This is a genomic window from Desulfosarcina variabilis str. Montpellier (assembly GCF_048565275.1).
In the GTDB taxonomy this organism is placed as follows: Bacteria; Desulfobacterota; Desulfobacteria; order Desulfobacterales; family Desulfosarcinaceae; genus Desulfosarcina; species Desulfosarcina variabilis.
In genome coordinates, this window is sequence record NZ_CP159846.1 from 4030454 (window position 1) to 4052855 (window position 22402).

Sequence of the window (22402 nt, forward strand, 5' to 3'; positions counted from 1 at the left end):
ATCCATATTATTTCAAGTAAAATAACCGATAAAAATGCAAATCAATATACGGCAGGCAGGAAATCGTGTCAAACGGAAAAGGAGCCGTCTTTTTGTTTCGATTGACGAAGCAGATGGGTAAAAACATCCAGGGATTGTTGGCGGGTGTTGGCCAGAGAACCACTGTTGTCAATGACGATGGTGGCCAGACTGCGCTTTTCTTCAATGGGCATCTGGGATCGGATGCGGGCCAGGGCGGCGTCGGCATCGATCTGGTCCCGGGCCATCAGGCGCTGCAACTGAAGATCTTCCGGTACATAGACAACGATCACCTCGGCCAGATTTTTGCGCATACCGGTTTCAAGGAGCAGGGGAATATCCAGAATGATCACCGCATCGGGGGATTTTGCGGCGATTTCGGCGATCCGGGCTTCGGTGCGCTGGTAGACCCGCGGGTGAACAATGGCGTTGAGACGTTTTTTTTTCTCCGGGTCGTTAAAAATAATATCTCCGAGTCCTTTACGGTCAAGGGTGCCATCGGCAAGAAGAATGGCGCGGCCAAAAAAAGCCACAATGTCACGGTAGGCAGGGGTGCCCGGTTCAACCACGTCCCGGGCGATCTTGTCTGCATCGATGATTTTCGCTCCGGCTTCGGCAAGCATACCGGATACGGTAGATTTACCGGTCGCAATACCGCCGGTGAGACCCGCCATAATCACTGTAAAGGACCTTTCGGGGTGGTGTTATTTGACGGTGACGACCGGGCAGTGGGCCTTGATAATGATGTACTGGGCATTGGATCCAAAAAGCAGTTTGCCGACCTTGGAACGGCGCTTGATACCGATGAAAATTTCATCCACGGCCTGTTCTTTGGCATAATTGACAAGGTCTTCACCCGGTGTCATGCCACGCACAAGCAGTTTGGTTTCACAGGCAATGTTGTCTTCTTCAAGGAAATCTTTTGCGTATTGCAGGTCTTCCTTGGCATGCTCCACTTCAACAGCGTGGGTGACACTGCCACCGCTTAAAGATGCAATCACGAACACTTGCGCCCCAAAGGCGAGGGCATGTTTTTTCGCCAGCGCCAGCGCGTCCTTGGCACAGTTGGATCCATCGTAGCCGACTAGAATTTTCATTGATCTCTCCTTACTTTCCTTTCAGCAGCGGGATGGTGTTGTAAATAAAAGAAAATACCGCTGCATGGATGCTTCAGTTAAAAAAAACACGATCATGCCAGCGGTCTCTAAAATCATACTTGTGACAGTTTTGTCAACGAATGCTTTTTAATCGTTCGCGGCGGCTGACCACTTCGCTGATGCGAATGCCGTATTTTTCTTTTTCAACAACCACATGCCCCTTGGCGATCAACGTTTGATTAATCAATATATCTACCGGTTCCCCCTCCATCTGGTCCAATTCGACCACCGATCCCGGCCCCAGGCGCAGTACATCATTGATCCGTTTTTTTGATCGCCCCAGTTCCACAGTCACCTGCAAAGGAATATTCAGCACCAGACCTATGTTTTTGAATTGATCCAGTTCCTCGCCTTCGCCTGATGCGGGGGCAGGTTGTCTTCTTCCAGACGCGCCAGCGCCAGTGGCTATTGCTTCTGTTTCCGCTTGATCTTCCTCTTTTTCCTTGGCGGTTTCATCGCGTTTGACACCCGCTTCAACAATGATAATGTGGCCCTCGTGGGAGAACAGGAAACGGGCCGGCTTGATGACATTCGTGGGGCTGACCTTGAAATCACGGCCATTGGTGATCGCGGGGGTGGACAACACGCAGGAAAGCCCGGCATCGACAAAATTGGACTTAAGATTACCGCCGATGATGTTGCTCACCTCGCGGATGACGTCATACACCTCTTCATCGCTTTCAACTTCATCAACCTCCATGCCAAGCATGGATGCCGTCATCAGCTTGCCAAAGTTGTCATTGACCTGGATGTTGAACATCCCGTCAACCTCACCGGCAAAGGTGACCGACCCGACCGTGCGCATCTCTTCCACAAAATTGTCCGGAACTTCCTGAATGGCCTCCACCTCCATGTCGAGCATGGTATAGAAGACATCGATGACGGAATTGACAATGGCGTTTTTTATGTCGACACCGGCAATCCGCTCCATAATGACTTCGCTGGAGAGCTTGCTCATGATGTCTTCTTTGGCGCCGATGTCTTCCTTGACGCACAGTTCGATCAAAACATAACTTTTATCGCGACGGAAACGCATTTTAAGCGGCTGCGCGATATTCACCGGGTCAATCTTGAAATCACTTCCCTGGGTGATGGAGGGGGTGGAAATAACACAGGTCAGTCCTGAATCGAGAAACTCAGTCTTCAGGTTACCGGCAACAATATTGGCCAGCTCACCAATGACGTCTTTGATTTCCTCTACGGATTCGATTTCCTTGGTTTCAATCCCCAACATGGCGGCCGTGACTTCTTGGGCGAAGTCATAGCCGAGACTGAAACTCATTACACCGACAACTTCACCACCAAAATGGATGGCTCCCACGATATGATTGTCAGGCAGGGTGATCGCTTCATCCGGATCGAAGCGTTCGATTTGAATGGACATCATGGCATCGAACGTTTCGATGATGGTCGATGAAATCGATTGGTAAATGGCTTCGTCGGTTATTTTTTCCATCAGGCGCCTGTGGTTGAAGGAATTGTCAAGTATTTCATCTTAGGGGTGGTTTCCGATATTTGTCAATGGGTTACGACAAAAAAAAGGCCCGGGCAAAGTGCCCGGGCCAATGTTGCAATGTTGTTTTGATATGGATTTAGAACAGGCCGCTGACCTTTCCGGTGGCCGGATCCACATCAATGCGACGGAATGCGGGGTTGGAGCCCGTACCCGGCATCAGGCTGATGGTACCTGCGCAGGGGCACAGGAACTTGGCGCCGGAGTAGATGAGTACGTCGCGGATGGGCAGACGCCATCCCTTGGGCACGCCCTTTTTGACCGGGTCGTGGGACAGGGACAGGTGGGTCTTGACCATCATGGTGGCGAAATCGGCGTACTTGGGATCGTTTTCCAGCATCTCGGCCTTGGACGCTGCTTCCGGAGCCCAGTCCACGCCGTCGGCGCCATAGACTTCGCGGGCGATCTTGTCGACGCGGTCGCGCAGTTTCATTTCCAGCGGATAGAGGAAGTCGAAGTCGTTGCCTGCTTCGCATGCATCGATAACGGCATCGGCGAATTCCAGAGAGCCTTCGCCGCCTTTTTCCCAGTGCTTGGACTCGGCGCAGCGGGCACCGGCCGCTTCGGCAGCCTTGCGCACGATGGCGCATTCGGCGTCGGTATCAGTGTAGAAACGGTTGATGCAGACCACGGGGTTGATGCCGGCTTTGCGGATAACGCCGATCATGTGAACCATGTTCTCGCAGCCCTTTTCGACCAGTTCCAGGTTCTCCTTGGTGTAGGCCTCGTCCAGGGCCTTGCCGGCCACGACCTTGGGGCCGCCGCCGTGCATCTTCAGGGCGCGGATGGTGGAGGTCAGAACGGAGACGTGGGGTTTCAGGCCGGAGAAGCGGCACTTCACGTTCCAGAATTTCTCGAAGCCGATGTCAGCGGCGAAGCCGGACTCGGTGACGTGGTAGTCGAACAGCTTCAAACCGACGCGGTCGGCAATGATCGAACTCTGACCCACGGCGATGTTGGCGAACGGACCGGCGTGCACGAAGCAGGGCTGATATTCGGCGGTGCACATGAGGGTCGGATTGATGGTGTTGCGCATGAAGGCGGCCATGGCGTTACCGACTTCCAGGTCGCGGCAGGTTACCGGTTTGCCGCTCTTGTCGAAGGCCACGGTGATGTTGTTGATGCGCTCTTTCAGGTCGGCCAGGTCGGTGGCCACGGCCAGGATGGCCATGAGCTCGGAACCGACGGCGATGCCGAACTTGCTCTGCATGGTGTAGCCGTCAAACCGGCCGCCGAGGCCGATGACGATGTTGCGCAGGGCCTGGGCGCAGAAGTCGATGATCCAGCCCATTTCCACGCGGGTGGGATCGATGTCCAGGCGGCGCATGCCGGTCAGGCGAGCCAACTGCTCATCGTTGTAGTTACGCTCATGCTGCATACGGGCGGTCATGGCGACCATGCCCAGGTTGTGAGCGTTCATGATGTCATTGATGTCGCCGGTGAGTCCCAGGGAGAATTCGGTCATGGGAATGAGCAGGGAGTTTCCGCCGCCTGCTGCTGTCCCCTTGACGTTCATGGTGGGACCGCCGGAGGGCTGACGCAGGGCGCCGCCGACGTTCTTGCCGCGCATGCCCAAACCTTCCATCAAACCGACGGAGGTCGTGCTTTTACCCTCGCCCAGGGGGGTCGGGGTAATGGCGGTGACTTCAATGTACTTGCCATCGGGTTTGTCTTTCATTCTGTCGATGATTTTCAGGAAATCGACTTTTGCCAGACGCCCCATGGGAAGCATTTCATCTTTCTGGAGCCCCAGCTTCTCCTGCCATTGTTCTGGTGTCGGCATGTTTTCTTCGGCTGCTTCAGAAATCTGCCAATCCGCCATATTAACCGCATCGTAAGCCATCTATCCAATCCTCCTTATGTTAATGATTAACGATGGGGGGCCCTGATTGCCCATCATCAGGTACCGCTATACTGTTGGGTAAAAATACTTAAAATGGATTGATTAAAGATTAGAACAAACGAAATTTCCCCGGGATCCGGCAAAACTCGGCTAACCTACCACGCTCATTTGAATTTGGCAAGAATTATATAATGAATGCCAGTCGTGCTGAAAAAGATCCTAACTTGTTGAAATAAAATCTGAACGACCGTTTCCTTGAAGCTGGTAAAGACGGTAATAATATCCCTTTTTCGCCAAAAGCGCGGCGTGATTACCGATTTCCACAATGCAGCCGTTGTTCAGCACCACGATCTGATCGGCGCTGCGGGCCGTGGTCAGGCGATGGGCCACCACCACGCAGGTGCGATTCTGCATCAGGTTGGCGATGGCCTCCTGAAGCTGCATTTCGGTTTGAGAATCCACGTACGAAGTCGCTTCGTCGAGAATGATCACCTCCGGGTCGGCGGCAAAAGCCCGGGCCACGGAAATCAGCTGGCGTTCACCACTGGAAAGCGAGGCACCCCCCTCGCTGATACGGGTGTCGATGCCGTCAGGAAAGCGATCGATCATTGTCTGGCAGCGGGAGGCGTCGATGATGACGTCCCGTTGCTCAGGCGTCAAGTCGGAGCTCGCAAAAAAGATATTGTCGCCAAGGGTTCCGGTAAACAGAAACGGATCCTGCATGACCAGCGCGATGCGCCCTCTGAGAAGATCCGGCGGGATGTCGGCGCTGTCAATACCGTTGAACGTAAGAGCGCCCGAGGTGGGATCATAAAAGCGGACCAGCAGGTTGACCAGTGAGGTCTTTCCCGATCCGGTGGCACCCACGATGGCCACGGTCTGACCGGCGGTGATGGTCAGGTTGATGGCTTTCAATACCGGTTCACCCGGATTGTAGGCCAGGGTTACATCGTTGAAACGGATGACCGCCAGCGGGCCGGGAATGCGCGGTGTGTCGGTTTGCGTCACCGGGGCCGTGGGTGTGTCCTGGAGAAGAAATATCCGTTCGGCAGACGACATGGCGTTTTGTAAAATGTTGTATTTTTCGGCCAGGTCCCGAATGGGGCGGAAAAACATGCGCATGTAGGCGATAAATGCCGCCAGCACACCGATACTGACCGATTGATTCAATACATGACCGCCGCCCACGTATATCACAATGGCAATGCTGGTGACGCCGAGCATTTCGATGATGGGCATGAACACGGCGAAAATGTTGATCTGGCGCATACCGGCCAGGTAATTGTCATGATTGAGATGCGCGAAGGCCGAGAAATTTACGCGCTCGTGGCCAAAGGATTGAATGACTTTGATGCCGCTGATGGTTTCCGAGAAGCGGGTATTGATTTCCGCCACCTTGATGCGCAATTCGCGAAACACATCGCGCACTTTTTTGGAAAATCCAAAAGCGGCCACGGCCACCAGGGGCAGCACCAGAAAGGAGAGCAGGGCCAGTTGCCAGTCCATGGCCAGAAGCACCCCGGCAATGCCCACCAGCAAAAACAAATCCTTGAATACCATGGAAATAAAGTTGGTAAACAGCTCATGCATGTTCTGGATATCGTTGGTTACCCGGGTCACCAGGCGGGCCACGGGATTGCGGGTGAAAAAATGAAGCGGCATGGCCTGAATATGGCGGTAAAGCTCGACACGCAGGTCATGCATGATGCGGTTGCCGGCCAGTTCCATGATCATATTCTGGATGAAGGTGAGTACAAAAATGAAAATGACCACGGCCATGAACATAAGGGTGATGACCAAAAGGCCGGACAGATCCTTGTGGCGCAGCTGCATCAGGTGGCCAGGGTCGATACGGTGCAAACGGTCCAGAGGGATCTGGGCCTGATTGTTCTCAATCCGAAAAAGATGCTTATAGCGACGGACGGTCCTGGCCGCCTGCGGATCATTCAAATCAATCGTCAGCCATTGCCGCTGGTTTTTATCGGCCTGGTCCGTGTGACTGACGATGCGCTCGCGGGGCACGATGTGGCGATCGATGATTTCCTTGGTGATATAGGGGACGCAAAGTTCTAAAAACGTGATGGCCAGCACCAGTACCGCAGAACAGACCAGGGTCCACCGGTGGGGCGATGCATAGGGCAGGATGCGTCCGAGCAGTTTAAGATCATAGGCTTTGCCCAGACGCTTTTCTTCTTCGTAGCCGTAATCAAAACGCATCTTCAAGCTCCTGCAGACGATACGCTTTGGCATAGTAACCACTGGCGGCCATCAGCTGATCGTGGTTTCCGGCAGTAACGATACGGCCATTTTCAAGCACCAGGATCTGATCGGCGTGGCGCAGCGCAGAAATGCGATGGGATGCGATCAACAGGGTTTTGGTGCCGGCCAGTGAGCGAAAGCTGTCGGTGATCCGGGCGGCGGTCTGGGTGTCCACCTGGCTGACCGGATCATCCAGAACCATGATCGGCCCGTCTTTTAAAAATGCACGGGCCAGGGCCACGCGCTGCTTTTGGCCACCGGAGAGAATAACGCCTTTTTCTCCCACCACGGTGTTGAATCCGTCGGGCAACTCAGCAATGGTACTGCCTAACGCTGCGCGGCGGCTGGCCTGCTCTAGCGCTTCATCGCCAATATCCATGCGGCCGACGGTGATATTCTCACGGACCGTGCCGGCAAACAAAAACGGCTCCTGGGGCGCATAGGAGATCAATGCACGCCAATCGGCGATCTTCAGCCGGTAAAGATCAATGCCATCGACACGGATGGTGCCGTCACTTACATCATAAAGCCTTAACAACAGCTGCAACAGTGTGGATTTGCCTGATCCGGGCGGGCCGACGATGCCCAGTGTCTGGCCCTTTGTTATGCAAAGGTTGATTCCCCGCAGTACTTCTCCGCGTTTGCCATCGTAAGAAAAACGGACGTCGTCGACGGTCAGTGCTTCGGAAAAATCAGATATGGTCAGGGCATCCGCATCTTCGGTCAACTCCGGCTGGGTGCTTAAAATACCGTCCAGGCGATCCAGGGAGGCCCGGCCGCGTTGAATCAGATTGGTGACCCAGCCAAGGGCCATCATGGGCCAGGTGAGCAGTCCCAGATAGCTGATAAAGGCCACGAAGTCTCCAGGCGTGATCCGGGCGAAAAGGGTCTGACGGCCGCCTTGAAAAAGAACGATGGCCAGGCTCAGGTTGGTCAAAAAAATCATCAGCGGGAAAAATGCCCCGGTGATTTTTACCAGATCGATATTCTCTTTGACATAGGCCTTGGAACTGCGCTCGATGGCCCGGCTTTCAGCAGCCTGCGCATTGTACGCCATGATCACACGGATCCCGGCAAAGCGTTCGCGCACGGCTTCGGTCAACTCGCTGAAGGCGGCCTGCACCCGTTTGTAGCGCTGATGCATGCGCCGTCCGAAATAGCGGCTGCCGACAACGATCAGCGGCATGGGGATGAGCACGTAAAGGGTCAGTTCCAAATGGATATACATCATGAACCCGATGGCCGCCGAGCCGAGAAAAATCGCATCGTTGAGCGCCACCAGCCCCATTCCCGAGGCCATGCGCACCTGCTGAATATCGTTGGTGGCATGGGCCATGAGATCGCCGATGCGCATGCGGTCGAAATAGGCCGGAGAAAGGGTCTGAAGGTGGGTGAACAGCCGGTTGCGCAGGGCTTCTTCGGTTTTGCGGGCCGTGCCCAACAGGCAGCGACGCCAGAAGAAACGGAAAAAACCAATACACAGCCCCAGGGCCAGGATCAACCCCGCGTATCCCAAAAGCCCTTTGGCATCCACTTGCAACAGGGTCAGGTCGTCTACCACCCGTTTGATCACCCGTGGAATGAAAAGCTGCAGCAAATCCACGATGATCAGGCACAGCAGCCCGAACACGATGGTGGTGCGATTGGCCAGCAGATAGGGTTGGATGAGTCTAAAGGGTTTCATAACTCGGTGATCGGTGATCGGTGATCGGTTGTCGGTTGCCGGTTGCCGGTTGCCGGTTATCGGTTGTCAGTGAACTGTAAACCGTGAACCGTGAACCGTAAACTGAAAGCCAGAGTCAGGACGGCAGCAGGTTGAGTGCTTGAACACAATACCCACCGGCGTTGAGATCAATAAGGGTCAGGGCGCCATAACCCAGGCTGATGCGAAACAGGTTTTCCGTGGGCATGCCCAGGATCTGGCAAAGAAGCATGCGGATCACGCCTGCATGGGTGACGACCAATACAGGAGAATCGGATTTTTCCACGGCGGCTTCAAATGCCGGCACCACCCGCTTTTTCAAATCCAGAAAACTCTCCCCATCCGGCGGCCGGAAGCCGGCCATATCCAGGCCGCGCTGTCGGTAGGCATCGGCCCAGCGGCTTTTCACCTCACTGACGCGCACCCCCTCCCATTGGCCCAGGCCGATTTCACGCAGCCCGGGAATCGTTTCAATCTCACACTGACCACCGGTAACGATCCGGGCGGTTTCCAGGCAGCGCGACAGGGGGCTGGCAACGACCGATCCCAGCGCGAGCGAGGCCAGACAGGACTGCCAGTAGGCTGCCTGCGCTTTGCCGACAACGCTCAGTGGCAGATCGATCTGGCCGATAAACCGTTTCTCATTGGTCGCGGTTTCAATTTGACCGTGGCGCAGCAGCAGAATCTTCTTCCGCTGATCCGCAGCCAGCCAATGGGTCAACATGGGTTGCATCGCTCACCTGCTGCCTTTTGAGACTATTATCTGGTCGATGGTTGCCGCTGCCGCGCGTTCGATCTTGGTTTGAATCGTAAGCGCCGCCTGCCGCCGTTGCTCGATCTTCTCGGCGACGATTGGGTCATGGCCGTATTTGTTGAGTTTGGCGTCAAACCGTTTCGCCAGATTCACCACGTTGCTGCCTGAGACTAATTTATCGGCCAGGTGCACCACCTGGGCCTCATCGATGGGTGAATTCTCGTCAACATGGATCTGCATGTGCACGGCAACAATTTCAGCCAGAGCGGGAAAGCCCATTTGCTCAAGCAGCCTCGCCCCGGCTGCCGCATGGTTTTTTTCAAGCCGGGCCACATCATGAACCAGGGCTGCTGATCGTATCCTGGACATATCGAGTCCGGCGCCGGCGGTGTTGACGGCTTGGGCCAGCCGTACGGCCACACGCGCCACCTGTCGGCAGTGATCGATGATCGATGCCGGCAGGCGGACGACCTTTTCCATAAGCTGCCGGCACTCATCGTCAGTTAAAATGGCTGATGTCTCCGACCGGCTGGAAAGCTGGGCATAATCATCGGGCGTGTCCATGTCCAAAAGCACACCGTTGTCTGCCACCGGAATGTCTCTGGCTTGGTCACCAAAGCGGTCGAGCAGGGTGCGCAGGCCCCCATCGCCGTTATGGGCAAGAATTGCTTCTTTAAGATCACCGCGGATCAGCGGCGGATGGCCACGACGGTCGTCAAAAGTGGGGTAGGCGATGGCCGGGGAGTGGATGCGTCCGGTTTCCAGAAGCACACTTAAGGTATGCGAACGGACCAGGGGGATGTCCACGGGATGAACGAAAAACGCCGGCGTCGCCTCCGTTAGGGCACGGACACCGGCCAGAACAGACGAGAACATGCCTTTATCGTGATCTGGATTATGCACCAGAGCAACCGAGCGACTACGGACCGCTGCTTCGATGGTTGCCGATCGAAAACCAGTGACTACATGAATGTCAGTAACGCCCACCGCCTGGTAAAGGCCGATCACCCGATCAATGGCTGCCAGACCGGATAGTTCCAGCAGGGGCTTGAATTCTCCCATGCGGCTGGAATAGCCGGCGGCCAGGATAATCGCTGAAGGGGAAGGGGGGGCTGGCATGTATGTTTTGTCCTTTACGGTTGTTGGATTTTAAAATTTATCGAGTAGGGTCCGGTATTCCGCTTCACTCAACACCTTCACTCCCAGCTTGGCGGCTTTTTCCATTTTTTTGGCGCCCACTTTCGCGCCGCAAACCAGATAGTCGGTCTTCCCGCTGACGGCCGTCTGGACCCGGGCGCCCAGGCCCCGGGCCTCGGCCTGCATGTCCTCCCGCGACATTTTTGTCATCTTGCCGGTGAAAACAATGCCTTTGCCGGCAACGGGACTGTCCGTATCCGCCACTTCCGATGCCAGGGGCGTGCGGCGAAGGTTGAAGCCCAAGTCCAGCATATGAGAGATCAGCGGTCCCAGTCGTTTCAGATCCGCATCAATGGCCTGGCTGGTGATTTTGCCAAAGCCCTTGATCTGTTCGATCCGCTGCTCGGTCAGGCTAAGAATATCATTAATGGCCACATGGGCCAGAAGCTTGCGGCTGTCTCCGGTTCCCAGATTACTGATGCCAAAGGCGGCCAGAAAGCGCCAGTCCTCCACCGGCCTTGTGCGGCTGATGGTGATGGCTTCGGCCAGGTTTTTGGACTGTACCGGACCGAATTGCATATCGAGAAAATCCTGCTCGGTCAGCGCATAGACTGCTTCCAGGCTGCGGTAGCCGCTTTCCACAATGCGGCGGATGGTTTTGATGCCGAACCAGTCGGCATTGCCCAGAATACGGAACCAGTGGCTGATGCGTTGCTCGATCTGGGCCTGGCAGTCCAGGTTGGTACACTTGAGAAAATCATTCTGCCATACCAGTGGATTGTCGCACGACGGACAGGTATCCGGCAGGTGAATTTCTCCATGGGCCTCCAACACCGCTTCCAGTTTGGGAATTACTTCTCCACTGCGGATGATTTCGATACGGGTGCCCGGGCCGATATTCAGATTGCGGATATTGCCGGCATGATGAGCGGTCACGCGCCGGATGGTGGCGCCGGAAAGCGGTACCGGATCCACAATCATGACCGGCGTGATATTACCGGTGCGCCCCACCTGCCACTGGATGTCCGTCACGGTCGTCGCGGCGGTCTCTCCCTTGGACTTGATGGCAATCTGCCAGCGGTAGTGATGGGCCGTGGCGCCCAGCTGTTCTTTCAGCCGATCGTCGGTGACTTCGGCAACCACGCCGTCGGTGGGATAATCCACCTCGGCCAGGAGCGCCTCTGCCAGTAGCCGGTACGATTCCACCAGCTGGTTTCCATCGACGGTGATCGATTTTACCTGGTTGTAGGGCAAGAAATGAACCATGCCGTCATCCAGGGCACGTTTGGCATTTTCGTTGAGCGTGTCCGAGGTGATGATTCCCACCACCATGTTACGGGGGTGTTCGAAAAATTCGGCCATATTCTCGTCGAAGTAGGATTTGACGGCAACGATTTCGCCCACGCCCTGGCCGCGACCGCCAATGGGGACCACGCCTTTGGCAAAGGCGCTGGAAATCTCATACCCGGTTTCGCCGTTGCCCCGCGTCGCGAAGATCGTGCCGTCGTCCCGGCCGGCCAGGCCATCCAGTTTGGGCGTCAAGCGGTACTCGACCGATCCCAGTCCCAGGGCCTGGGCTTCTTTTTGCACGCGGGTGACGAATCGTTCCAATTGCTCCCGGTTGTATGCCTTCTCAATGGAAAGCATCGGTACGGGGTGGCGCACCTGGCGGCGGTCGGCAAACTGCTCCACCTCCACCGTGTGCAGGAAAGGATGCTCCGGCGCCATGGCGCGCAACTTTTCGACCAGGGTGTCGTATTCATCATCGCTGACAATGGGCGCACCCTGGCGATAGGCGCTATTATAGGCTTTGAGCAGATCGACCAGTTCGGCTATGGTTTCGGGTATCTGATCCAAGGTTTCCGGTCCCTGATTACTAATGTTTGGTTTGCAACGTGCAGATGATCAAACGAAGGACAAGGGACGACCGCTTCGCTCGGACGATGGACGGTGGAAAGCGTCTCGTCCGTCTTCCTTCATCCCTCGTTCTCTCATCAAGTCGTCCCCAACGTCCGTGCCACCAACAACGCCGCCCGGCAAACCTGCTCACGGGCTTTCCTGAATGCCGGGGTTTTAAACCCCGGCCGCCACTGGTAGTCGGATAGTTCGTCGGACACCACCAGAATGCCCGCCGCCTGGATGGACCGGAACCCGGCCACGCTGAAAATGGCGGACAGTTCCATTTCCACGGCCAGGGCGCCCTGGGCCTGGTAATGCTTCACCTTTTCCACGGTTTCGCGAAAGATGGCATCGGTGGTCCAGATGGAACCATCGTGGTACGGGGCCTGATGGTGCTGCAGGGCCAGCCGGGACTGCTCGGCCAGTTGCCGGGTGGGCAGGGCCACATGGCATGACGGGGAGCAGTAATGCCCCGATGTGCCTTCATCGACCATCGCGCTTTCCGGTACGATGATATCTCCGGCCTTGACGCGGGGAGAAATGGATCCGCACCAGCCCACAAAGAGAACTTTATCGACCCCCCAAACGGCCAGGGTTTCCAGCAGCATGGCGGCATACGGGGCGCCGACCAGTGGGCCGGCCAGGGCAAAACGCCGATGCGCGTCCGCATGGATTTGCAACTGGCTCATGTAGAATTTGCGCTGCTCCACCATCGGGGTTGCGGCGAGCCGGCCCAGCAGGCGCAGATCACTCTCGGTGGCGGCAAGGATGGCCATGCGGCCGGTGACCGGTGGCGTTTTGCCTTTTACGGGATTGACGATGGCACGACGATCGGGCATGGGTCTGTTTTATCTTTGGGTTTTAAGGTTTATTCCGGAGCCTGCATATCGGTCAGGTCGTCCTTGAGCTCATCCATGATATCGTAGAGCCAAAGGATATCCTCGATGGTCAGGCGGCCGGCCTTGACCGGGGCACGGTCGCTGCCGTCCTGCTTTTTGAGAATACGCGGGCCGATCTGTACTTTGGCCTCGCCTTCGCCATAACGGTTGATTGTTACGACCAGCCCGGTTTCCGGGCACTTCCATTTCTTGAGCACTTTATCTTTGCTGGGATCAAAAGCCATGCTGATCTCCTATTCAGGGTATGTGGGTTGAATTCATGTTTCTTCATCTCTGCGCGTACGTCCACCAACGGCTTGATTATCCGATTAGAATGTCAAATGAGAAACGCCAAATGCCAAATGAAGGATTTGAATCGATTTTAAAAGGACATCATTCCTTCATTTGACATGTTGAATTTTGCCGTTGGCATTTTTGATTTTTATTAGGTCGATATCTGTGAGAAGTCGGCAATCTGACCGAAGATGGCCGAGATGGATGCCAGCAACGCCAGCCGGTTTTGGCGAACCGCGGCATCGTCGGCCATGACCATGACATCGTCGAAAAATTTGTCCACTGGACCTTGCAAGGTCGCGATGGTCCCCAGTGCGCTGTCCAGATCCCCCTGGACCAGCTGTTGGTTGACTTGGGTACTGATTTTTTGACAGGCGCTGAATAGATCACCTTCTGCAACCTGGGTGAACAAGCTTGGATCGACGGCTGCGGCCGGTGGCGGGTCCGCTTTTTTGAGGATGTTTTCTACCCGCTTGAAGGCCGCGGCAAGGGGGGTGAACTCAGGCTTGCCTTTGAGTTTCTCCAAGGCTTTGGCCCGTCGTTCCACATCCGGAATCTGATCGGCAGAGGCGCTGATGACGGCGGCAATTACGTCCTTGGAAAGTCCTTCATCGGCCAATAGGCGGGCAAGACGGTTGTTCAAAAAGGTCAATACGGCGGCCTGGGTTTTTTCAGACGGCTCGGTCTGTTTGTCGGCGAACAGGGAAATGCTTTTTTCTACCAACTGATTTAAAGAAATGTTGATGTTGCGCGCGCGCATGATCTGCAAAATGCCGATGCTCTGACGCCGCAACGCATACGGATCGGCGGCACCGGTGGGAATCAGCCCCACGCAGAAACAGCCGCAGATGGAGTCGATTTTTTCGGCAATGGAAAGCAGCGCCCCGGTTTCCGTTTCAGGCAGTTTTCCGCCGCTGTGGGTGGGCCGGTAATGCTCCTCGATGGCTGCCGCGACATCGGCCGGCTCACCGGCTTTCTGAGCATAAATTCGTCCCATGATACCTTGCAGTTTGGCGAATTCGCCCACCACCTGGCTGACCAGATCGGCCTTGCACAGATGGGCGGCCCGGACCACGTTTTCCTTTACGTCCGGGTTGACGGTATCCGCCAGCCAGGCGGCCAGGGTTTCAACGCGCATGACCTTGTCATGCATGCTGCCCAGCTTGGCTTGAAAAAGCACCCGCTTGAGTTTTTCGACCCAGTCTTCCAAAGGAACCTTGACATCGGCATTGTAAAAATAACGGGCATCGGAGAGCCGCGCCCGAAGCACCCGTTCATGGCCGGTGGCCACCAGGTCCATGTCCCGTGTACGGGTGTTGTTGACCGCCACGAAACCGGGCATCAACTGTCCGTCTTTGTCCACCACGGCAAAGTATTTCTGATGCTCGCGCATGGCCGTGATCAGGATTTCCTTGGGTACCTCGAGAAAGATATCGTCGAATTTACCGGCCGTGGCCACAGGATGCTCCACCAGGTTGGTGACGATGTCCAGCAGTTCTTCATCGGGAAGTACCTGGCCACCGATACCGGTGGCGGCCTTGGCCACTTCATCGGCGGTCATCTGGCGGCGCCGGTTGATATCCACCACCACATTGGCCGCCAAAAGCGTTTCTTCGTACTTTTCAGGCGCGTCGATGGCAACATTGCCCGGATTCATGAACATATGCCCGAGCGCGTGGCGACCGCTTTCGATCCGGCCGTCCAGAGTAAACGAGATCACGTTGTCGCCCAAAAGGGCCACGATACTTTGAATGGGGCGGGCAAACTGGATCGACATGTCGGCCCAGCGCATGCTTTTGGGAAACGGGGTGGCCAGAATCACCTCGGGCAACATGGTCTCCAAGAGCTTTTCCGTTGCCTGACCATGACTGGTTTTTTGTGCGCTCAGGTAGCGGCCTTTTTTTGTTTCCACGACATCAAGCCCGTCCACGGCCACACCGGCTTTTTCGGCAAACTTGACTGCCGCCATGGTGGGTTTGCCCGCATCGTCAAAGGCCACTTTTTCCGGTGGCCCCATGAGCTGTTCGGTAATGGTTTCCTGCATGGGCGCGACCTGATCAACAAACACCGCCAGTCGCCGCGGGGTTCCGCAGGTGCGTGCCTGACCATGGCCGATACGGGCCGCGTCCAGGCGCTGCAAAAGATTCTGGGCCATGGCGTCCAATGCCGGCTGGATGTAACCGGCCGGGATTTCCTCGGCGCCTATTTCTAAAAATAAGGTATCCATGTTCACCTCAATTACGATTTCACGTTCGATGTTGACGCTACCCCAAATGGATCAGGTGGTCGGCTTAAGGAGCGGAAACCCCAGGGTCTCACGCTGTTTCAGATAGCCCACGCCGCAGGCCCGGGCCAGATTGCGGATGCGACCGATGTAGCCGGTGCGCTCGGTGACGCTGATGGCGCCGCGGGCATCCAGCAGATTGAAGGTGTGACTGCATTTGAGGGTGAATTCATAGGCCGGCAGCACCAGATCGTTTTCAATCACCCGTTTAGCCTCTTTTTCATAGCGGTTAAAAAGGTCCAGCAGCATGTCAACATCGGCAATTTCGAAATTATAGGCAGACTGCTCCACCTCCTGCTGGTGGTGAACCTGACCATAGGTGACGGTGTCGTTCCACATGAGGTCATAAACGTTGTCGATGCCCTGCAGGTACATGGCGATACGTTCCAGGCCGTATGTCAACTCCACGGAAATAGGCGCCAGTTCCATACTGCAGGCTTGTTGAAAATAGGTGAACTGGGTACACTCCATGCCGTCCAGCCACACTTCCCAGCCCAGGCCGGACGCGCCCAGGGTGGGAGATTCCCAGTCATCCTCAACAAAGCGGATGTCGTGTTCCAGCGGATCGACACCCAGTGCCTGCATGCTTTGCAGATAAAGCTGCTGAACGTCGGTGGGGGAGGGCTTGAGCAACACCTGGTACTGATAATAATGCTGCAAGCGGTTGGGGTTCTCTCCGTAGCGGCCGTCGGTGGGGCGCCGGGACGGTTGAACGTAGGCCACGCTCCACGGTTCAGGGCCCAGGGCTTTCAATGTGGTATGGTGATGAAACGTGCCAGCACCCACTTCCTGGTCATAGGGTTGAGCCACCACACAGCCTTTTTGGGCCCAAAATTTGTCCAAGGTCAGAATCACATCCTGAAAATTCATCTTGTGTTCCTCGATTGTTTGGTCCGACCTCATCTTCGGTCCGTCAACCAATTGAATCAATTTGTAATCGAATAGCATCAGCGACCCTTACCAAAAAGGTCCAATAACCGCCTTACGTAGCATTTCAATTGGGGTTTAACAAGCCCTAGGTTGGATAATGGCTTATTAGACGACTCCTTGTGAATCCACCCGGCAATCGATCAATCCCGCTGTGGGACGCTCGGCAAGCAGCGTTTCCCAAACCGGTTTGAGGGCGGCAATAGCATCCGCCTCACCCATGGCCCACAGGCATCCGCCGCCACCGGCACCGGTAAAGCGGGCCCCGCACTGCCTGTCCATGGCGGCGGCAGCCAGCCGCTCACCCATGGATTCGAGCACCTGAGGCGTCATGGCTTTACGCAGGGCGGTTTCCTCATTCATGGCCGCTGCCGCGCGGCGCATGTCAACGGCTTCTAATGCATCGGCGAACTGATGGGTCAATTCGATGATGCGCTGCCACACGGCGCGGTCCTTGCCGCCAATGAATCGCCTGACCCAGGTTTGGTTGACATCTTTTGAAACGTGGGTCACGCCCAGATAGGCCACCAGTAGATGGCGGTCGAGGCCGGCGCATGCCGATGGGTCTGCCAGCGGGCGGCGGGAAAATGCGGGGTAGTCGGCCGTGGCCGGCCACCCCCAGCAGTTGACACCACCAAAAGCAGCGGCCAGCTGATCCTGAATCCCGCAAGGCACGCCGGCCACCCCTTGCTCGATGGCATGGGCCAGGAGCACCATTTGCGTTCTGGGGATCGGCGACCGGCCCATGGTTACGCCTAATTTGGAAAAAGCGGCGATCAGCGCCACAGCGGCCACCGATGACCCGCCCAGACCGCTTTGAGGCGGAGAGGTGGAATGAATGCCGATGTGCACCCCTTTCGCGCCGAAATAATCGGCCACGGCGAACATCAGTCCCAAGGGATGGTCGTAAGGGGCCGCCTGCGGTGCAAAGGCTGCTTCGGCGATACCATGCGACGAGATCCAGATCCGGTCATCTGTTGCCGGGCGCAGGCTGACGGTGGTGCGCTGGTCAAGGGCGATATTGACTGTGGCCGGTCGATGGATTCTCAGCGGATAGTGAAACGTGCTGATGTCCAGTGTGCCTCCGAAATCGATACGGCAGGGGGCGGACGCCTTCACCGGGGTGTTCTCAAGCAGCGGGCCGACTGTGCCCATGCTCAGATTGTCTGGGGTTGTTGATATCATTTTTTAGAAGTCAATCCACACATGCGGCCATTGCTGGCTGGTCATTTTTTTATGCAGTTTTGAAGAAATATCATGAGGGTACCATTAAACGGTAAACCCGGAAAGAACGGATATCATTATTGGTAAAAAAATATGCCGAAGCGATTGCCATGCGCATTCTCAAACAGGCGCTAAGGGATTTTCGCTTGACTTTCCTGGCCGCTATACTATCAGGGGTGAGAAAAGTGATGACAATTGAGAACTTGGCTATGGCGGGGATGTTTGGCAAGGCTTTTGCGCACGAAAGATGCGGTTAAGGAACATATGACGATGGTGACCCAAACGCATAAAGAACCGGACCGGTTGCACAGACCCTGGACAAATTCATTTACTCATTTTACCGGCAATGGATTTGCCATGGCCGTCATGACCGGATTGCTGGTATTGGTTTCCGCGCTCAATGGTTACATGAATGTCACCGGTTTGATGTGCATCCTGCCGACCATCAAACGGATCGTGGTCCTTCTGGGCATCGTTATCGAACTGGGCAAACTGACCTTGATCGCCATTTTGCACACGCACTGGGTATCGGCCCATCGGGGGTACCGATGCTTTTTTCTGGCCGGGGCGATTTTGTTCACGGCTCTGACGTTCACCGATGTTTTCGGATTTTTGAGTTACAACCATACCCGAACCGCCGAAGGCCTCGACATGCTGACGGTCGAGAAGGATGCCCTTGATCGGGAAGAGGCCTTGCTGCGTGCGCAGATGCAGCAGATCGACGATACCTTGGACGGTTTGCCGGACAACCATGTCAGCAAACGATTGAAGCTGCGCGAAGCCGCCGGTTATCAACAGATCGAGCAGCGCCTGGTGGAAATCGCCGGTCTGCGCGCCGGTGTATCTCAACGGCAAATTTCTTCAACCACGCACCTGGGACCGATTTTCAACAATGCGCGGATGATCGGGATGGATGAAGAGGCCGCCGTCTTTGTCTATCTTTTTGTGCTGTGCATCGCCACTGAGATGGCTTCTATCGGCACCCTGATCGCGATTATCAAATTCAACAAGGCCGCACGGCAGGTGACCCCTCGCCGGTTGCCCGAAAAAACGGTGGCGGATGACGAAGCGGAAAACACCGAACCCGAAGGGGAGGGGCCGGTGGATGAGGAAATTGCCCCCACAGAGACTTTTGTTGAGGAGCAGGAGGAGACCCCACCGGATGCCATCAGCCACCAGCGCAATCATACGCTCGCCGTGATCGTTGGGCGGTACGACTTATCCGATGCGCAGTTGGCGGAGATCACAGGCAAGAAAAGAGAGCATACGGTACGCGCATGGCTGGCCGGAGAATCCACGATACCCGAAAAAGCCATGCGGGATTTGCTCAGATGGGAGAAAAGTTTGGCCAGGAAGGTAAAGAAGCTAAGGGTCCGCAGTTAGTGCCCATCCATAAATGGCCAATTTGCCCGATATCGGCGTTGCGCGAAAAATTTAATCCTCGGAATATCAACCATATGCCTGTGGTTAAATTTTGATTTTACTTACTATTACCCTGTGATCGGCCGGATTGAGCCTTGAGTGCTGCGCCGCGCGCCATGGCCCTGCGGATGTCCCGTAGCACCTTGAGACTTTTGGGCGATTTGCCGATATGAAACGGGACAAAGGACTCCAAAAATGCCAGGCCTTCGGCAATGGCCGTTGGCGTGAACCGAATCCGGGAGGCCAGGCCCAGGTCATTGCTGTCAATCCACATCAGCTGCTTGAGTGTACCTTTGGAAAGACGCAGTGCATTACCAATCGCCCCGCCGCATCGGGGACAGATGATTCCGCCTTTGGCAGGATCCGCCACCACCGATGCGCATTCGATCCGATCCAGGTCGGTTTTACAGGTATGACAGTGATCGAAATTGGGACGAAACCCCGCGATGGATAAAAACCGCATTTGAAACAGGATACTGAGAATTTCAACCGGTATCTCCCCACGATCGAGTTCGTTGAGTACATGGATCATCAAGTGGTACAGATTTTTTTGGGGCTGCCCGTCGGCCATCCATAAATAAATTAATTCAGCCCAGTAACTGGCATAGGATGTCTTGAGAATATCTTCACGGATTTTAAAGTAGGGCGCTTCAAGGGAGGCTTCCTTGAGAACCGGCATGCCTTTGCCCTTGCCGCGGGTGAGCACGACATGAATCAGGGAAAAAGGCTCCAGTACGCCGGGAAAGCGTTTGACGCTTTTTTTGGCCGATTTGGCGATGGCGCTGGTTTTGCCCTCGGCTTCGGTAAACAGCGTAACAATCAGATCATAATCGCCATATTCGATCCGTCGCAGCAGGATGGCAGCGGTGTTTTGGTTGGTCATGGTTTCAGATGCCGAGAAATACGGTGGCGATGGTAAAGTAGAAATAGACGCTGATGATATCGATGCTGGTGGTGACAAAGGGACCCGTGGCCACGGCAGGATCGATATTGATGCGGGCCAGGAGCATGGGCACACATGATCCCACCAGCGCGGCCACAGACATGGAACAGACCACGGCCATGCAGACGGCCAAAGCCAACATGATGGTGCTATATTGCAGCTGGGCGACGGATCCGATCAGCACGCCGTACACCAGACCAAGAATGAGCCCCACGGCCAGTTCTTTGCCCACCACCGACCACAGATCATGGACATCGAGACGGCCCGTGGCCAACCCGCGCACCACGATGGTGGAGGACTGCGTGCCGATATTACCGCCCATGCCCATGATCACCGGAATAAACGCCGCCAGATAGGTGATGCGATTCAAACTGTCCTCAAAATGGGTAATTACGTAAAAGGCGAATATCCCCCCCAGACAGCTGGCAAAAAGCCACGGCAGGCGGATGCGAGTGCTTTTAAATACGCTTTTGGTTTCAACAAACTCCTCACCCACGCCAGCCATTTTGAGAATGTCCTCGGTGGCTTCTTCGCGGAAGATGTCGATGACGTCATCCACGGTGACGATGCCGACCAGGCGGTTGTTTTCATCGACCACCGGTACGGCCAGGATATCGTACCGGGCGACGAGCTTGGCCACCTCTTCCTGGTCCATGTGGGTCTGGACGGAAAGCACATCCGTGGTCATAAAGGCTTTTAACGGGGTGTAGGGTTTTACCACGACCAGTTGCCGCAAAGAACAGACCCCCACCAGTTTGCCGTGCTCGTCCACGGCGTAAAGGTAAAACGGCATTTCCACATCGGCAAATTCCTTTTGGATTTGCTCGATGGCGTCCTTGGCCGTGATTTCCTGGTTCAGGGCGATGAAATCCGGGTTCATGATACCACCGGCAGTATCATTGGCGAAACGCATCAGGTCCTCGACTTCATCGGACCCCTCTTTTTTCATGCGTTTGAGCAGACTGCTGGCGGTTTCTTCGGGAAGTTGATTGAGCAGGTCGGCCACATCATCGTTGGGCATGTCTTCCAGGATGGCCACAACCGCGTCTGGATCCATACCATCGATCAGGGCCACGAACAGGTCCTCATCCATCTCGCTGAAAAGGATGCCTTTTTGCGCATTGTCCTCGATCATCTCGAACAGCATGCGCTGGTCCTGGAGCGACAGGTCTCGAAAAAGGATCGACAGATCGGCACCATGGGTCTTGTTGACGATTTTGCGCAGACGACTACCGGCGCCCCGGCGCAGAAGTCGCTTGATGCTGATCATCAGAATTCTTTGTCGATCCTGTTGCATAAAAATAGAGTGTTAAGTGTAAAGTTTTAAGTGTTAAGTTGTGGAATGCTGCCGTTCTTCATTTATCTGACGAAAAGCCCTGGCTTAAAGCCTTATACCTTACACCTTAAACCTTTTTTTATGGTAATTTCAAATTCACCACCTGGCCGCTGCTGCCAAAAATGTTCACCGGTTCATCGTTGAAAAAAATCTGCAGCCCATTGGCATCGCCGATCATCAGATTGAAATGGTCGGTGCCCTCCAATTCAAGGCGATCTTCGGGCTTTAGATCATATGCGCGTACGTTTTGATCGTCCACGATGATTTTGAGCCAGGTCTGTTCCAGGGCAACCACCCGCAATTTCAGTTTGGCCGGTTCTTTTTCGTCGTCTGTATACTGCTGTGAGCTCTGATGTTCTGTGGCCGAGGGGGCCGGCCGATTTGGCGATGCCGGGTTGGCGACGGGGTCGGATTCCGGAAAAAAATCCGTGTAGCGCACGACCAGCAATATGCTGGCAATCAAGCCCATGATTAACAGTAAACGGCGGAGGAGCCCGATTTTAGCCTGTCGTTTCAACCGCCGCTTACGGGTGGCGGCCTGCCGCTTGAGATTGGCCAGGTAAAGGTTGATGGCCACATCGGCATCGGCGCCTACGGTACTAGCATAGGCGCGGATAAAACTTTTCAAATAAGCCTGTGGCGGAAGCCGGTCAAGGGCGTTGGCTTCCATGGCCAGAAGACAATTGACGGTGATTTTTGTCCTCGCGGCGACGGTCTCGATGGCCATTTCCCGCTGCAAGCGAAAATTTTTTAAATAGCTTCCAAATGAATCCTGTTTCACTTCCGATTCCATATCAAAACCGCCATATCAT

At 55.3% G+C, this 22402-nt stretch carries 19 protein-coding genes; 2 read left to right on the forward strand and 17 right to left on the reverse strand.

Translation table 11 applies throughout. The features are described from left to right. Positions 1–68 precede the first annotated feature (68 nt). The 14 genes from coaE to Dvar_RS18180 all read right to left on the reverse strand — a co-directional run bounded on the left by coaE (position 69) and on the right by Dvar_RS18180 (position 17850). Positions 69–692 carry a dephospho-CoA kinase gene (coaE, locus tag Dvar_RS18115; protein ID WP_419664130.1) on the reverse strand — a complete coding sequence of 208 codons (624 nt, stop codon included), beginning with the start codon at positions 690–692 and terminating at the stop codon, positions 69–71. A 30-nt stretch (positions 693–722) separates the two neighbouring features. Then, on the reverse strand, positions 723–1115 hold the full coding sequence (locus Dvar_RS18120; RefSeq protein WP_419663134.1) for a universal stress protein: 393 nt from the start codon (positions 1113–1115) through the stop codon (positions 723–725). Positions 1116–1248: 133 nt separating this feature from the next. Continuing rightward, positions 1249–2631 (reverse strand): flagellar motor switch protein FliN, encoded by a 1383-nt coding sequence (gene fliN, locus Dvar_RS18125; RefSeq protein WP_419663135.1) that lies wholly within the window; start codon positions 2629–2631, stop codon positions 1249–1251. A 136-nt stretch (positions 2632–2767) separates the two neighbouring features. Continuing rightward, positions 2768–4531, reverse strand: a complete 1764-nt coding sequence (locus Dvar_RS18130; RefSeq protein ID WP_419663137.1) for a formate--tetrahydrofolate ligase — start codon at positions 4529–4531, stop codon at positions 2768–2770. A 219-nt stretch (positions 4532–4750) separates the two neighbouring features. Then, on the reverse strand, positions 4751–6748 hold the full coding sequence (locus Dvar_RS18135; RefSeq protein WP_419663139.1) for an ABC transporter ATP-binding protein: 1998 nt from the start codon (positions 6746–6748) through the stop codon (positions 4751–4753). Continuing rightward, positions 6738–8474 (reverse strand): ABC transporter ATP-binding protein, encoded by a 1737-nt coding sequence (locus tag Dvar_RS18140; RefSeq protein WP_419663141.1) that lies wholly within the window; start codon positions 8472–8474, stop codon positions 6738–6740. Before Dvar_RS18140 ends, Dvar_RS18135 begins: the two co-directional genes overlap by 11 nt. A 115-nt stretch (positions 8475–8589) precedes the next feature. Next, positions 8590–9225, reverse strand: coding sequence for a histidine phosphatase family protein (locus Dvar_RS18145; protein ID WP_419663143.1), 636 nt, complete (start codon positions 9223–9225; stop codon positions 8590–8592). Positions 9226–9228: 3 nt separating this feature from the next. Then, positions 9229–10365, reverse strand: coding sequence for a DVU_1551 family NTP transferase (locus tag Dvar_RS18150; RefSeq protein WP_419663145.1), 1137 nt, complete (start codon positions 10363–10365; stop codon positions 9229–9231). 30 nt (positions 10366–10395) lie between these two features. Next, the gene (locus Dvar_RS18155) at positions 10396–12240 is read right to left on the reverse strand and encodes a BRCT domain-containing protein (RefSeq protein WP_419663147.1); all 1845 of its coding nucleotides are present in this window, start codon (positions 12238–12240) and stop codon (positions 10396–10398) included. 137 nt (positions 12241–12377) lie between these two features. Then, a complete protein-coding gene (locus Dvar_RS18160) occupies positions 12378–13121 on the reverse strand; it encodes a nucleoside phosphorylase (protein WP_419663148.1) in 744 nt (247 codons plus the stop codon). Between the two features lie 29 nt (positions 13122–13150). Continuing rightward, positions 13151–13405: a hypothetical protein gene (locus Dvar_RS18165; protein WP_419663150.1), complete on the reverse strand. Its 255-nt coding sequence runs from the start codon at positions 13403–13405 to the stop codon at positions 13151–13153. A gap of 200 nt (positions 13406–13605) precedes the next feature. Beyond that, positions 13606–15681, reverse strand: a complete 2076-nt coding sequence (gene glyS, locus Dvar_RS18170) for a glycine--tRNA ligase subunit beta (protein ID WP_419663152.1) — start codon at positions 15679–15681, stop codon at positions 13606–13608. A 51-nt stretch (positions 15682–15732) separates the two neighbouring features. Continuing rightward, positions 15733–16608 (reverse strand): glycine--tRNA ligase subunit alpha, encoded by an 876-nt coding sequence (gene glyQ / locus Dvar_RS18175; RefSeq protein ID WP_419663154.1) that lies wholly within the window; start codon positions 16606–16608, stop codon positions 15733–15735. A gap of 165 nt (positions 16609–16773) precedes the next feature. Continuing rightward, complete coding sequence (locus Dvar_RS18180) at positions 16774–17850, reverse strand: galactokinase (RefSeq protein WP_419663156.1); 1077 nt, start codon at positions 17848–17850, stop codon at positions 16774–16776. Between the two features lie 119 nt (positions 17851–17969). Here Dvar_RS18180 and Dvar_RS18185 point away from each other — a divergent pair, with 119 nt between their 5' ends. Both Dvar_RS18185 and Dvar_RS18190 read left to right on the forward strand, forming a co-directional pair. Next, on the forward strand, positions 17970–18146 hold the full coding sequence (locus Dvar_RS18185; RefSeq protein WP_419663157.1) for a hypothetical protein: 177 nt from the start codon (positions 17970–17972) through the stop codon (positions 18144–18146). Between the two features lie 13 nt (positions 18147–18159). Next, a complete protein-coding gene (locus tag Dvar_RS18190; RefSeq protein WP_419663159.1) occupies positions 18160–19272 on the forward strand; it encodes a hypothetical protein in 1113 nt (370 codons plus the stop codon). Positions 19273–19369: 97 nt separating this feature from the next. Here Dvar_RS18190 and recO read toward each other — a convergent pair whose 3' ends face one another. From recO to Dvar_RS18205, 3 genes are all read right to left on the reverse strand, one after another. Further along, the gene (recO, locus tag Dvar_RS18195; RefSeq protein WP_419663160.1) at positions 19370–20194 is read right to left on the reverse strand and encodes a DNA repair protein RecO; all 825 of its coding nucleotides are present in this window, start codon (positions 20192–20194) and stop codon (positions 19370–19372) included. Positions 20195–20198: 4 nt separating this feature from the next. Further along, positions 20199–21524 carry a magnesium transporter gene (mgtE, locus tag Dvar_RS18200; protein ID WP_419663162.1) on the reverse strand — a complete coding sequence of 442 codons (1326 nt, stop codon included), beginning with the start codon at positions 21522–21524 and terminating at the stop codon, positions 20199–20201. A gap of 145 nt (positions 21525–21669) precedes the next feature. After that, positions 21670–22383: a helix-turn-helix domain-containing protein gene (locus tag Dvar_RS18205; RefSeq protein WP_419663164.1), complete on the reverse strand. Its 714-nt coding sequence runs from the start codon at positions 22381–22383 to the stop codon at positions 21670–21672. Between the last annotated feature and the right edge of the window lie 19 nt (positions 22384–22402).